The following is a 13,352-nucleotide window of genomic DNA, read 5'->3' as shown; positions in this document are numbered from 1 at the left end:
CTGCACGTCCCCAGTGCCTACCCATGCGCCCCCTCACCCAGTGCCTGCTGTTGGCCCTGGCGACCCTTCCTGCAACATCCGTGCTGGCACGCAACCTGGATGGCCAATCCGCGACCGTGCGCGAGAGCACCGCAATTGAAGCCTGGACGCTAATCAATGGCTCCAGCCTGACTGTCGAAAAGGGTCGTACGGAGACGATCCGCAGCACCGATTCACAGGTAACGCTGCGCAACGGCCGCGTCGAAGCGCTGTCCAGTGGCGGGAGGGCCGACATCGTGCTGCAGGGCAGTTCAACGCTGGATATGACCAACAGTGGGCTGCGTGACGGCAGCGTGGTGGTCAGCGACCTTTCCACCGCACACATTGTTGGAAGCACCCTGCATTCGGTCGGTGCCAATGCCAGGTTCAGCGTCGGCATCTACCTCGACAAGTCGCCCAGCCGGCCGGACGCCAACAGCACCGTCATCGTCGATTCCTCTTTCGTTCGCGCTGAGGCGTCGCCGGGCGCGGCAAAGCTCAGCAACGGCCACGCGGTGCGACTGCAGCAGGGCACCGCCATACTGCAGAACGGCACCCGGGTGGAAGGCGCCAACTCCGGCGTTCTGCTGTTGGGCGGAACCATTTCGTCTGTGCTCGGTCAGCCCATCACCCTGCGCATGGACAACACCCAGGTGGCCTCGGACAACGGTGCCGCCATCTGGGTGGCGCCGCGCAGGCTGGTGCGCTACGACATCACCGTCGCCAATGGCTCGCAGCTGTCCGGCGGCGATGGCCACCTGCTGCTGGTACGTCCCGATGGTGTTGCCGCATCCGAAGCCCAAGTTCACTTCACGGTGGATGACGCACGCCTTGCGGGCGACATCACCTTCGAGGCCGAGCGCGTTACCGGCAGCCTGGACGTGGTACTGCGCAACAAGGCGCAGATCGATGGCCGTTTCGCCAACGTCACCACGGCCAGCATCGACCGCGACAGCTCCTGGCTGATGACCGGCCACAGCACGGTCGGCCATCTTACCCTTGGCGCGGGCGGGACCGTGGCGCTGGGCGATGGCAGCAGCTTCAATACCCTCAGCCTGGATGCGTTCACCGGCAACGGCGGCACCCTGCTGTTCAACACCCAGCTGGGCGATGACACCTCGCTGACCGACACACTGGTGATCAATGGCGACGCCAACGGCCAGGCCAATGTGCGCGTGCTCAACGCCGGCGGTGCCGGTGCCAAGACCGACCGCGGCATCGAGCTGATCGATATCGGTGGTGCGTCCAATGCCCAGTTCGATCTGGTCGGCCGCGCGGTGGGCGGTCAGTACGAGTACTTCCTAGTGAAGGATGCCAACGGCAACTGGTACCTGCGTTCTGAACTAGCCACGGAACCGGACCCGTGCAAGATCGACCCGACCCTGCCGGACTGCACCCCCGTTACGCCAATCGACCCGGTTGATCCGATTGATCCAATCACCCCGGTGCCAGTGCTGCGCCCGGAGGCCGGTGCCTATCTGGCCAACCAGTTCGCGCTGGACCAACTGCTGCGCCATACCTGGCACGACCGCCAGAGCGGTAGTCCCGCCACCGAAGGGGTGCGCGGCTGGACGCGCGTGGATGCCAACCAGAGCAAGCTGGCGGCCGTGGATGACCAGCTGGACCTGCGCGTGGACCGTTCGCGCCTGCAGTTGGGGGCAGACATCGGCGTGTTCGACAACGGTCGTGGCCGCGTGGGTGTGATGGGCACCGCTGCACGCAGTAGCGCCACCTCGCGTTCGCAGCTGACCGGCTTCAGCGCACGCGGAAGGGTGGAAGGGGGGGCGCTGGGCGTGTACGGCAACTGGAGGACCGAGGCGCTGTATGTGGATACCAGCGTGCAGCGCGGCCAGTTCCGCAACCGCGTACAGGGCGAAGGCCTGACCGAGGAACGCTACGACTCGGATATCTGGCAGTCGTCGCTGGAAGCCGGCTATCGCTTCAACATCGGTCAGATCGGTAGCACGGCGCTGAGCCTGCAGCCGGAGGTGCAGCTGGTCTACACCGACACCAGCACCGATGTACACACCGAAACCAATGGCACCGTGGTGCGCGCCCTGGGCGACAGTGGTTTGTCCGGCCGTGCAGGCCTGCGCCTGCAGGGTGAAGGCCGCAGTGCGGCCGGTGCCTCGGTCAGCCCGTATCTGGCGGCCAACTGGTACCGCGATGGTGCTGGTAACGGCATCGCCTTCGACGACGAGTTGCTGAAGGCCGGAATCCCGCGCAACCGCTATGAACTGAGCGCGGGTGCGCGCGTGGAATTCCGTTCCGGCTTCAGTGCCTGGGGCGGGTTCGGGGTGATGCGCGGTGACAGTGGGTACCGTGAAGCGACGGCGAACCTGAGCGTGGCTTACAAGTGGTGATGTAAACACGAACGGCGCCGCAGAGATCCGGCGCCGTTCTGCTTTCTGCTTTCTGTAGCGCCGAGCCAGACTCGGCTGCTCTTCGGTCAGATCGCGATGAGCCGAGGATGCGCTCGGCGCTACAACACATGTCGCAACTGGCACGTGCATGCGTGCTCGGCTTCGCGCAGCGCATGCAGTATGCATCTGCAACGTTTTCGAAATTGAAACTTCTCTGATTGGTACAGCAGCACCTGCGTGCACATCATGGCGCGCCACCGACAACGGGTGGCACGGGCTTGCAATCCCGTTTGGCAACTTTGTTGTTTACGCTTGCCTGTCGGCGTCGCTCTTTCCTTGTTGGGCGGCGTCGGCAGGCAATCCGTCCGTGCCCTATGGCGGGCGGTGCGTGGGGGTCTCGTACCCGCCGGCGTTTCTACATCAACCTCCGGTATTGCAACCACGCACCGTCCGCCGCCCTCGCCCAGCGCGAGGGCGGCCCCTTGCTCCGCACTCAAGGACGCCGCCATGACTTCTTCGCTCTATCCCTATCTGTTCGCCACATTGGGCGACGCCGTCGAACGCTTGCCGGACGATCTGGCCAAAGCACTCGAAACCACGTTGGGCAGCACGATGTGCGCCCACGCCGACGAAGGCATCACCCTGCTCGGCTGCCTGCAGCGCATCCGCCAGGTGGACGCTGCCGACGGCCAACCGTGGCCGGACAAAGGTCGCAAGTGCTTCGGCTTCGCGATGGCACGCATCGACCGCGCCAATGCCGGGCTGACCTTGCTGCTGGAACTGCTGCACGCCATCGAGCGCGTACGCGTGGACGGCGATGCCGACCAGCAGGTGGGCGATGACGTGCGCGAAGGCTTGCTGCTGGCCTGCCGTGGGCTGGCCGAGTATGTGGATGTGCAGTTTCGGGTAGCGTAGCCAGCTTCCGCGGCACCTCGACCACGCCAATCCCTGTCCCAGGCTCAGGGATTGGCGTCGAACAGCACGGTCATGTCTCCTTCCCAGCGCGAGCCCGGTGTCTTCACCATCTCCAGCACCGCGTCACGCCCGGCGGTGAAGCGCAGGGTCGAACGGCGCTGCATCAGGTAGCCATCGGGCGTGAAGCGCGGTGCCTGACCGTCATCGGCCAGCAGTACGGTGTTCTGCGCCGGACGACCATCGCGCAGGTTGTTCATGCCCGGAAGGGTGACGTCCACCTCCACCGGCACCTGCTTGTCCGCCTGCGGATCATGAATGCCGCACTGGTCGCCGACGTGGTGCTGGCAGCGCAGCTTCATGCTGAAGTCCATCGACGTGGTCAGATGAAACGGCAGCTCCTGGCGCAGCCTCGCCGGAGCAGTGCCATGATCGATCCAGGGCGACCAGCCCCCTTCGGGCGCCAACTGTACGCGCGGCGCCTCGGTGGCGAAGCGCACCTGGAAGTCGTGGATCACATCGAACACGAAGTTCATGCGCACGGCCTCGACACCGGTGATGTTGTCGCCCAGATCGATGTCGGCCCCGGCGCCGCCGGTGGTCCAGGTTTCCTGGGCCACGTAACGGCCGTCCTGCAGCGTCATTGCATTGGGCAGGGTGACGTGGATGCCGAGCCCCACGTTCGTGTAGGAGTAGGTGCGGGCATACCGCGTGTTGGTGCTGTAGCACTCGGTGGGGCTGGCTGGCGTCCGCGCCGCCCAACCGCCCAGCGACCATCCACGCCCACCGGCGCCGCGGATGGTCGTGCAACCTCCACTGACGCCGTAGTACCAGGGATCGGCGCCACCACCGAAGTTGATGCGCATGGACAGCGCCGCAAAGCTGATGGTCGCCTCGAAGGTGCGTCCGCTCGACACCTCCTGCAGGGTGATCGTACGCGGCGGCGGGAAGCGGATGTAGGTGGTATCACGCCTTGATGTGTCGTCGCTCGGCCCTTCCTTGCGCCAGTACTCGCGGTTGCCGAGATCGAAGATATAGGCTCCGTTTCTATCGCATTCGGCCGGCCTCCAGTTGCAGAAGGTGCCCCGGGGTGTCGTGTTGCGGAATGCGGTATCGCCCGGATCCAGGGCGTTGGGCCTGAATTCACCGGTGACATTGACGTCCACCACCTGTGCGGTGGCAGGCAACGCCGCCATTACGGCCAGCAACGGGAACAGCCGGATGCCAATAGTCATGCTTTAGACCTGCCTGGTTCGTCGGAACAATGGGCTAGTGCGCGACCACCGACGGCGGGCAACCGATGCCACCCACCATCAGTACATCGCCTTCGCGGGGGTGACGGCCCTCCTCCATGGTCAGCACACAGCTGATCCGGTTCGGGTAGCGCAGCTCCACCACCGGCGCGCGCGCGCTGAGTTCAAGGGTGAAGAAGCCTTCTTCCTGGCTGACGCTGCGGCCGGCGTGGTTGATCACCTGCACACCGCGCATGCCGTTGCCATCGGCATCCAGTACCTGACCCATCACGGTGAAGGTGCGCAGTACATCCACCGTGGTGTGCACCACGCCGCCCTTGTTGAGGTGGTAGCTGATGGTCGACGGCTGCAGCGCCGCCGCAGGTGCGTGCCGGCCGTGGAAGTCGAACTGCACCTGTCCCGCACGATAGGCGGTGACCGGAACGAAGTTGCGTCCCGGGCGCAGTTGCACGCCACCGCCACGACTGTCGTCGGCACGCAACGTGACATCGGGGAAGTCACTGCGCACGTCGACGATGATGCCGGTGTCCACGCTGCCGCTGCGCCCCTGGCCCAGCACGGCAGCATGTCCTCCCCCGATCACCACGGTGCTGTCCAGGTTGGCGCTGCCGCCAACGTGGCCGGAACCGGCACCGCGATACAGCTGCACATCGCCTTCCAGCAGTGGGCTCTGCAGATAGGCGCCCGCGCCGGCGCCGATACCGCTGCGTTCAGCTGTGACCATGCCATTGACGCTGCGCAGAATCTTCCCATCCACACGCTGGGTGGCGACCGCGGTGACGTAGCCGTCGCGCTGGCCGGCTTCGCCGGTCCGGCTGCCCAGGCTGCCGCTGTAGCTGCGGCGCTCGCTGCCGAGTGACACACTGACGGTCAGATCGATGCCGCGCTGGCGGCGATAGTGGGTGAAGCGGCTGCCCGGACGGTCGTAGGCCGAGACACGCCAGTTGACGTCATGCCTGCCGAACAGGGTCTCGCGGCGACCGTAGGAAACGTCGATGCCGGTGCCACGGGTGAAGCCGGAACTGCGGGCCACACGCAGGCTGGCATTATCGCGGTGACTGAAGCGATGGGTGATCGATACGGCCGTGGTGTCCTGCCAGCCTCCCCGGGTTTCCCAACGTGGCGGCGCACCCTCGCTGGCGGGCAGCCGATGACGCTGCTCTGCCCAGCTGCGCGCATGGTTGGCGACCACCGAACCGGCACGGTAGCGATACAGTCCCTGCAGATCCACGCCGCGCCCGGCATCGCTGGAGGTGTAGAAATTGGTGTAGGCGCTGAAGCGATCACTGGCCTGCCAGTCCATCGACAGGCCGGTGGCGCGGCGCGTGCCGATCTGCTGCACGGTGGCACCGGCCACGGCGCGCGGGTGCAACAGGTAGTTGACCACCGCACCGGCGGCGATCTCGCCCTCCTGCATTGAACGATCGCTGTCGAGCAGGCTGCGCTGCTGGCCGGCGAACGCGCTGTAGCGCCAGCGTCGAGTGGGATCACGCCAACGGCTGGGTTTGTGGATCGAGGCGGTTTCGCGCGAGGCCTCCTGGCCGTCTTCAATGACCCGCAGTACCACATCGTAGATGCCGCCTGGCAGGCGACGCGTGTCGATCTCCTGCACGCCCGGCTTCACGGCCTGTGTGGCCAGCAGGTTGCCGTCGCGCAGAATCTCCACCACACCCTCGCGGTTGGCGGTGACATAGACCGGATAGACGCTGGCGCTGCGCGTATCGGCCAGCAGTACATCCGACGAACCGAACATCACTCCCAGTGCGGTGTCATTCTGCGTACCCGGCGCGCGTGGCTGGCGGATGATGCCCTCGAACGTGGGCAGGAAATAGCCCGCGCGGACGAAATGATCGCCGAGCTCGCGTTGTGCATACAGCGCACTGAGATAGTGCTCCGTGCTGCCGGGTTGGGCGTAATACTGGTAGCTGCCAACCGTGCTCCACAGACCGATGCTGCCACTCAGTTCAGCGCTGTAGCGTGCGCTGGCCGGCTGGTCCTGGCCGCCATGCACGGCCAGGCTGTTACGTACGATCAAGCCGTGGCTGCCGGACGCCGGCAGGGCAATGTTGCGTTGTTCCGCACTGGCAGTTGCCGGCGTCAACAGGCTCAGCAGTGAATTGGCCAGACTGTAGTGCAGCGCGGCCAGGCCACGGCACTGCGGCGCGCATATGCCAAGCGGCAGCGGTTCGGCCAGCTGCTCGGCCCAGCGCGTGCGCTCGCTCTGCGGCCACGGGCTGTCGATGCTTTCGACGAAGCCGATCAGCTGTACGCGGTTGTCTTCATGCAGCAGTACTTCGGCGTCGCCCAGGTACTGCCCGTCCAGTTCCACGCGAACGGTCAGCGGATTGCCGAACAGATGCTCGCGGAACTCCGCAGGCATGCGGTCGCGCTGCTCCAGCAGGCTGACCTGTGCGTCTGGCGCGCCTGCGTTTGCCTGCGCCGAGGCAGCAGCAAGCAGGGCGGCAATGGCAACCGCCAGCCGCAGCGGAACCGGTTGCGGAGGTAGGTGTGAAAGGCGCATAGATGACATTGGCCCTCCTGCCGCACGCGCGGTGGGGCAGGAAGGCACAGAGCTCGGCAGGCGTCAGATGTCGCTTTCGAAGATCATGTGGAACTGACCGCCGTAAGTACCCTGCTTGTAGCCGCCGCTCGGTGCGGTAGGCGCGATGGCGAAGGCCAGAGACTTGCCGGATGCGGCCTGGGCTGCGTTGGCAACGGTGATCTTGGCGGCGGCCGTTGCCGGCACGACCACGTTGTCCAGTTTCACCGCCAGATCCACGACGTCCGCGGCCGAGGCCATCTGCGCCGGGGCGGACAGATAGGCGGTGATGGCAGCCGACGACTTCACGTTGATCACGCGACCGGTCAGTTCGCCGAGCACCTGGCGTGCGGTATCCCACGGCAGATTCTGCGGCAGGCCTTCCCAGCCGTCCGGCGTGGACACCTGCAGGCCGGCGACGTTGGGCACGTCAGCCGACACATTGACGGTGATCGATTTGGTTTCGGTAGCCGCAAAGCTGACGGCCGGGGTGATGAGCAGGACTGCCGCAGCCGCCATCGCGTGTTTCAAGAAGGACATTCAGATACTCCAGGGTGAGTGGGTACAAAAGCCAGGACAAGGGCAAAGCTGTCCCATCGGACTCCTGGCGGGCCCGGGCGGGACAATGGCGTTGGTGGGGGAAGGACGGTCAGCGGCGGCTGTCGATGCTGCGCTGGCGTTCGCCCTCCTTCAGGTCGTAACGGATGAAATGCGTATCGTCAGACACCAGCAGGTGAGAGCGGCCGGGGCGTACGTGCACGATGATTCCGGGCGTACAGGCGTCGACCTTGGCCCGCTCGCACTGGCGCAGGTTTTCCAGAACAATGGTGGCGTTGCCGTGGTTGTGGATCTGGCCGGACTCGATGCGGGTGTCATAGCGCGGGTGTTGTGGCGCGATGAACAGCACGGTGCCGAAGCCGGTGAACACGCGGATGGCCGAGGAAAGCTCTGCGGCCTGCTGTGCCTGTTCCTCGCTGAGCGAGAATTCCTCGGCACTGGGCGCCACCGGCACGAAGCGCAGGCGGTAGTAGCGTTCCTCGTCGCGCAGGCCCCGATACACCAGACGTGTGGCCTGCTGGCCGTTGCCTGCGATGATCAGGCGGCTGGGACTGGCAATGACCCCATGCGCCCCAGGCGCGTTGCGCACCAGCGATGGCGCATCCACCGGAACTTCGACGGGCTTGTCATCGGCATCGAAAACGATCTCTGCCACTTCCACCCGGACGTAGGCGGTACCGGCGCCGGTATTGCGGATGCGTTTGAGCAGGTTGCTGCTGCCAGGCTGCAGGTAGTCGAAGAGGACGCCGACATTGATCTGCGGTGCGCTGGCGTGGCTGGGAAAAGCCAGCGCACACAGCAGCAGGACATGGACGACACGTGACATGGGACCGCTCGTTTTCAGGAGCGTGAAGTGTGCCGTCGCGTCAAACGCCCGGCTATGAAAATAGTTGTAAGCCGAAGCGCGCAGCGGCGAATTCGGAGGATTCCTAAATGCTCATCGCCCGTGCTGCCAGCATGGCCGGCCACCAAGGCCCCCTGCCCGCAGCCGCGTACCGGCAGGACACCAATCCCTGCCGCACTCAGGCGAAGTGCTCGTATCCGCTCGAGCCGTCGTGGCCTTCAGTGTGCACGCCCTGCCCTTCCATGATGCGGCCGATGCGGGTGATCGGCACGTCCAGCGATTCGGCCAAGAAGTGGCACGCCCGTTCCGCACGTTTAAGGGTTACGCCAAAGAGGCGGCGCGCAGAGCGGTTACATCCGTGCCAACCAAGGTTGGCACCCACCAGGACAACCCGGCGTTTTGGTAGGCGTCGACCTTGGTCGACGCAGTGTCGGCACGAAGGCCCGACACATCCGTGCCAACCAAGGTTGGCACCTACCAGAGCAACACGGTAGCGCCGGGCCATGCCCGGCGTTCTCGTGTGTCAGGCGAAATGCTCGTATCCGCTCGGGCCGTCGTGGCCTTCAGTGTGCACGCCCTGCCCTTCCATGATGCGGCCGATGCGGGTGATCGGCACGTCCAGCGATTCGGCCACGTAGTGCAGCGCGTCGCGCTGGTCGGCGGCGGCGGTGAAGCACAGTTCGTAGTCGTCGCCGCCGTGCAGCGCGCAGTCACGGGCGCCATCGCGGCCGAGCAGTTCGCGCAGTGCCGACGACATCGGCAATGCATCGGCATCGACTTCGGCGCGTACACCGCTGCGTGCAGCGATGTGGCCCAGGTCGGCCAGCAGGCCATCGGAGATGTCCACGGCGGCATGCGCGAATGCACGCAGGCGCAGGCCCAGGGTAACGCGCGGGGTGGGACGCAGCAGGCGCAGGCGCAGGGTTTCGTAGTCGGCCAGCAAGGTGGCGGCAGTGACGTTCAATGCGCCCTGCTGCCACAGGCGCAGTGCACCGGCAGCATCGCCGAGAGTGCCGCTGACCCAGATGTCATCGCCAATCTGTGCGCGATCACGACGCAGGGCCTGGCCGCGGGATACCTGGCCCATCGCGGTGACCGACAGCGACAGCGGGCCACGCGTGGTGTCACCGCCAATCAGGGCGATGTCATGCTGGTCGGCCAGGGCGAAAAAGCCATCGGCGAAGGCATCGATCCAGTCTTCGCTGGCCTCGGGCAGCGACAGCGCCAGCGTGCACCAAGCCGGGCGCGCGCCCATCGCCGCTAGGTCGGACAGGTTGACGGCCAGCGTCTTCCAGCCGATGTCGAACGCCGGGGTCTCGGCCGGGAAATGCACGCCGCTGTTGAGCGTGTCGGCGGTGACCACCAGCTGTTCGTTCGGGCGCGGCTGCAGCAGCGCGGCGTCATCGCCGATGCCGAGCACGATGTCGTCGCGCTCAACGGTGCGGGCGCGGATGCGGTCGATGAGGGCGAATTCGGCCAGGGACATGGGGCGCTCCCGCGTTTGTACGTGCCGCGCCGTGCGCGGTGGGCGGTAGTGCCGGCCGCTGGCCGGCAACCTCAGGATCCCTGCAGTTGCCGGCCAGCGGCCGGCATTACCACAGGTGGGTCAGTGACCCGATTCGACCTTGCGCCATTCCACGGCGGCACGATCCAGCACGCCGTTGACGTAGGTGTGGCCATGTTCGGAACCAAAGCGCTTGGCCGATTCGATGGCTTCGTTGATCACCACGCGGTACGGCACGTCCAGGCGGTAACGCAGTTCGTAACCAGCCAGGCGCAGCACGGCGCGTTCAATTGCGTCCACTTCGTCGATGCCACGGTCCAGGTACGGGCCGAGGGCTTCGTCGATGTCCTTGCGATTGTCCAGCACGCCATGCACCAGCGCTTCGAAATACGCCAGATCGGCGATTTCGCGGGCCTGCTCGTGGGCGAACTGGGCGATCAGCGACTGTGCGTTGCCGCCAGAGATCTGCCAGGCGTAGATGGCCTGCACAGCACGACGGCGCGCGCGCGAGCGCAGCACCGGATCGACGCCATCGCGGCGGACGGGTTTACCGGAGGGCTTGCCCTGGGTGTTCTTGTTCATGGCAGTTGCTCCAGCAGGTTGACCATTTCCAATGCAGCGATTGCGACTTCTTCGCCCTTGTTGCCGTGGCTGCCGCCTGCGCGGGCCTCGGCGTCTTCAACGCGTTCCACCGCCAGCACACCGTTCAGCACCGGCACGCCGAAGTCCAGCTGCACGCGCATCAGGCCCTCGGCGCAGCGGTCGGCCACGTGTTCGTAGTGGCGGGTGTCGCCCCGGATCACGCAGCCGAGGGTGAGGATGGCGGCGTGTTCATGTGCGGCGGCCAGGCGTGCGGCCACCAGCGGCAGTTCCCAGGCACCCGGCACGCGAATCACGTCGATGTTGGCTTCGGCAATGCCGTTGCCGGCCAGGCTCTGGCGCGCGCCAGCAACCAGCGTGTCGGTGATGCGGGCGTTCCAGCGGCTGGCCAGGATGGCGAAGCGCGCCGATTCGGGAGTGCGAAGATCGCCTTCGAAGTGGCTCATATGCGGCTTGGGATTCGATTAAGGGGTAATTCTACCGTGGATGGGCCCCGGCCGTGGCTGGCGGGGGCCCGGGCGCGTGCCGACCAACGGTCGGCACCCACCGGTGGCACGGTATCGGCACTACCGGTCATGGGGCGGCCGACGAAGCGGTCAAGGGGTGACCGTCTCCACCACTTCCAGGCCGTACCCGGCCAGGCCGATCTGGCGGCGCGGCGTGCCCAGCACGCGCAGCTTGCCCAGGCCCAGGTCGGACAGGATCTGCGCACCGGCACCATTGCGGCGCCACTGGCCCACATCCTTGTCCTTGCCCGGCACCACCGGCGCCGGCTGCTGGCGCAGGCGAGCCAATAGCGCTTCGCCGTCGCGCGGGGCCGACAGCACCACCATCACGCCGCTGCCTTCCGCGGCGATCGCGCGCAGGGCATCGGTGGCAGCCACGCCGAAGTCATCACGGCGCCAGTGCAGCAGGTCGGCCAGCGGGTTTTCCACCTGCACGCGCACCAGGGTGGGCGTGTCCGCATCCGGGGTGCCGCGGACCAGGGCGAAATGCAGGTCGTGGGCGATGCGGTCGCGGTAGGTGACCAGCTTGAACGGGCCGAACTCGGTGTCGATGTCGCGCTCGTCCACGCGCTCGACGGTTTTTTCGGTGGCCAAGCGGTAGGCGATCAGGTCGGCGATGGAGCCCATCTTCAGGCCGTGCTCGCGGGCGAACACTTCCAGCTCCGGGCGGCGCGCCATGCTGCCGTCCGGGTTGAGGATCTCCACCAGCACGCCGGCCGGTTCCAGCCCGGCCAGCATGGCCAGGTCGACGCCGGCTTCGGTGTGGCCGGCGCGGGTCAGCACGCCACCGGGCTGGGCGATCAGCGGGAAGATGTGGCCCGGCTGGTGCAGGTCCGACGGCTTGGCATTGGGCTTCACCGCAGTGCGGATGGTGTGCGCGCGGTCGTGTGCCGAGATACCGGTGGTCACGCCCTCGGCCGCTTCGATGCTGACGGTGAAGTTGGTCTGGAACTGCGCGGTATTGGCCTGCACCATCGGCGCCAGGCCGAGGTCGGCGGCGCGGGTGCGGGTGAGCGGCAGGCACACCAGGCCGCGGCCATGGGTGACCATGAAGTTGATGTCGCTGGCCTTGACCAGCTCGGCGGCCATGATGAGGTCGCCTTCGTTCTCACGGTCTTCGTCATCGACGATGACGACCATGCGGCCGAGGCGGATGTCTTCCAGGATGTCGGGAATAGGGGCGAAGTTCATGCGCGGGCTCCTTCACCCAACAACCGCTCGACATAACGAGCGACCAGATCGATTTCCAGGTTGATCGCGCTGCCCACGCCGGTGGCGGAGAACGCAGTATTGGCCACGGTGTGCGGGATCAGCGCCACTTCAAATCCCTCGTCGTCCACTTCGTTGACGGTGAGGCTGACGCCGTCCACGCAGATCGAGCCCTTCTTGGCGATGTAGCGGCGCAGGGCGGCCGGCGCGGCGAAACGCCAGCGCTGGGCACGCGCATCTTCATGGATGGACAGGACCTGGCCGAGGCCGTCGACGTGGCCGCTGACCAGATGGCCGCCGAGGCGGTCGGTCGGGCGCATGGCACGTTCGAGGTTGATGACCGCACCTTCGGCCAGTTGACCCAGCGTGGTCAGGCCCAGGGTCTCGGTGGACGCATCGGCCTGGAAGCTGCCGGCGTCGAATGCGATGACGGTGAGGCAGACGCCGTTGATGGCGATGCTCTCGCCCATCTGCACGTTGTCGAACGGCAGATTCCCGACATTGAAAGTAAAGCGGACATCGCCGCCGATGGATTCGCGTGCGGCCAGACGGCCGACGCCTTCGATGATTCCAGTAAACAAGTAACGTTCTCCGCGAAAAGTGAGCGAAAAACGCCGCAAGGCAAACAGGCGGGCGCAGGGCCGCAAAGGCCCTGTGGCACCGTCTTCTTTCATCCGGACTATACCGTCGGCTCCGGCATTGGACCGGATCTGCTGACCCCCGACGGTAAGGCCGGGGCGCTCGCGGGCTCGTGCTTGCGCACCTACCGCCGGTGGGGAATTGCACCCCGCCCTGAAGACGTTTGTGTACCGGCGAACCGGCCGGCGTAGTGTACCAGCCCCTGCTGAACGGGGTGGATGACGGGGTCGGATCCCTTTCCGCAGGAAAGGGCTCTGAGCCCAGGGACCGGTGGCGCAGCAGGACTGGGGTCAGAGCCGTTTCCCGATGGGAAACAGATCCGACCCCCAACCCCGGCCCGCCCCAGCCTGTGACGGCCGTCGCTCGCAATCTGTAAAAATTTCATTAACATGCGCACCGGACGACAT

11 protein-coding genes and 1 riboswitch are annotated in these 13,352 nt (G+C 66.0%); of the genes, 2 read left to right on the top strand and 9 right to left on the bottom strand.

Annotation, left to right across the window (positions count from 1 at the left end; genetic code table 11):
* The first annotated feature begins 23 nt into the window (after positions 1–23).
* Together AC13GA_RS01395 and AC13GA_RS01390 are read left to right on the top strand one after the other, a co-directional pair.
* Positions 24–2,381: an autotransporter family protein gene (locus AC13GA_RS01395; RefSeq protein ID WP_482997401.1), complete on the top strand. Its 2,358-nt coding sequence runs from the start codon at positions 24–26 to the stop codon at positions 2,379–2,381.
* A 507-nt stretch (positions 2,382–2,888) separates the two neighbouring features.
* Entirely contained in the window at positions 2,889–3,296 is a 408-nt protein-coding gene (locus AC13GA_RS01390) for a hypothetical protein (protein ID WP_482997400.1), read from the top strand.
* A 44-nt stretch (positions 3,297–3,340) separates the two neighbouring features.
* On the opposite strand, the gene AC13GA_RS01385 is transcribed toward AC13GA_RS01390, so the two are convergent.
* From AC13GA_RS01385 to AC13GA_RS01345, 9 genes are all read right to left on the bottom strand, one after another.
* A complete protein-coding gene (locus tag AC13GA_RS01385) occupies positions 3,341–4,528 on the bottom strand; it encodes a hypothetical protein (RefSeq protein WP_426354365.1) in 1,188 nt (395 codons plus the stop codon).
* A gap of 34 nt (positions 4,529–4,562) precedes the next feature.
* On the bottom strand, positions 4,563–7,067 hold the full coding sequence (locus AC13GA_RS01380) for a TcfC E-set like domain-containing protein (protein ID WP_482997399.1): 2,505 nt from the start codon (positions 7,065–7,067) through the stop codon (positions 4,563–4,565).
* A gap of 63 nt (positions 7,068–7,130) precedes the next feature.
* Positions 7,131–7,625 (bottom strand): CS1 type fimbrial major subunit, encoded by a 495-nt coding sequence (locus tag AC13GA_RS01375; RefSeq protein ID WP_482997398.1) that lies wholly within the window; start codon positions 7,623–7,625, stop codon positions 7,131–7,133.
* 109 nt (positions 7,626–7,734) lie between these two features.
* A complete protein-coding gene (locus AC13GA_RS01370) occupies positions 7,735–8,469 on the bottom strand; it encodes a CS1 fimbrial subunit B flags: Precursor (RefSeq protein ID WP_482997397.1) in 735 nt (244 codons plus the stop codon).
* 541 nt (positions 8,470–9,010) lie between these two features.
* Entirely contained in the window at positions 9,011–9,973 is a 963-nt protein-coding gene (thiL, locus tag AC13GA_RS01365; RefSeq protein WP_051562411.1) for a thiamine-phosphate kinase, read from the bottom strand.
* A 120-nt stretch (positions 9,974–10,093) separates the two neighbouring features.
* The gene (nusB, locus tag AC13GA_RS01360) at positions 10,094–10,573 is read right to left on the bottom strand and encodes a transcription antitermination factor NusB (RefSeq protein ID WP_482997396.1); all 480 of its coding nucleotides are present in this window, start codon (positions 10,571–10,573) and stop codon (positions 10,094–10,096) included.
* The gene (gene ribH / locus AC13GA_RS01355; protein ID WP_164158874.1) at positions 10,570–11,037 is read right to left on the bottom strand and encodes a 6,7-dimethyl-8-ribityllumazine synthase; all 468 of its coding nucleotides are present in this window, start codon (positions 11,035–11,037) and stop codon (positions 10,570–10,572) included. The genes nusB and ribH overlap by 4 nt, the downstream gene beginning before the upstream one ends.
* A gap of 150 nt (positions 11,038–11,187) precedes the next feature.
* Positions 11,188–12,288 (bottom strand): 3,4-dihydroxy-2-butanone-4-phosphate synthase, encoded by a 1,101-nt coding sequence (gene ribB, locus AC13GA_RS01350; protein ID WP_032978962.1) that lies wholly within the window; start codon positions 12,286–12,288, stop codon positions 11,188–11,190.
* A complete protein-coding gene (locus tag AC13GA_RS01345) occupies positions 12,285–12,887 on the bottom strand; it encodes a riboflavin synthase (protein WP_088480869.1) in 603 nt (200 codons plus the stop codon). Before AC13GA_RS01345 ends, ribB begins: the two co-directional genes overlap by 4 nt.
* Positions 12,888–12,964: 77 nt before the next feature.
* Positions 12,965–13,110: riboswitch (FMN riboswitch) on the bottom strand.
* Between the last annotated feature and the right edge of the window lie 242 nt (positions 13,111–13,352).

It is taken from the genome of Stenotrophomonas sp. 22DLJC03 (assembly GCF_056861405.1).
This window is presented reverse-complemented; position numbering and strand designations above follow the sequence as displayed.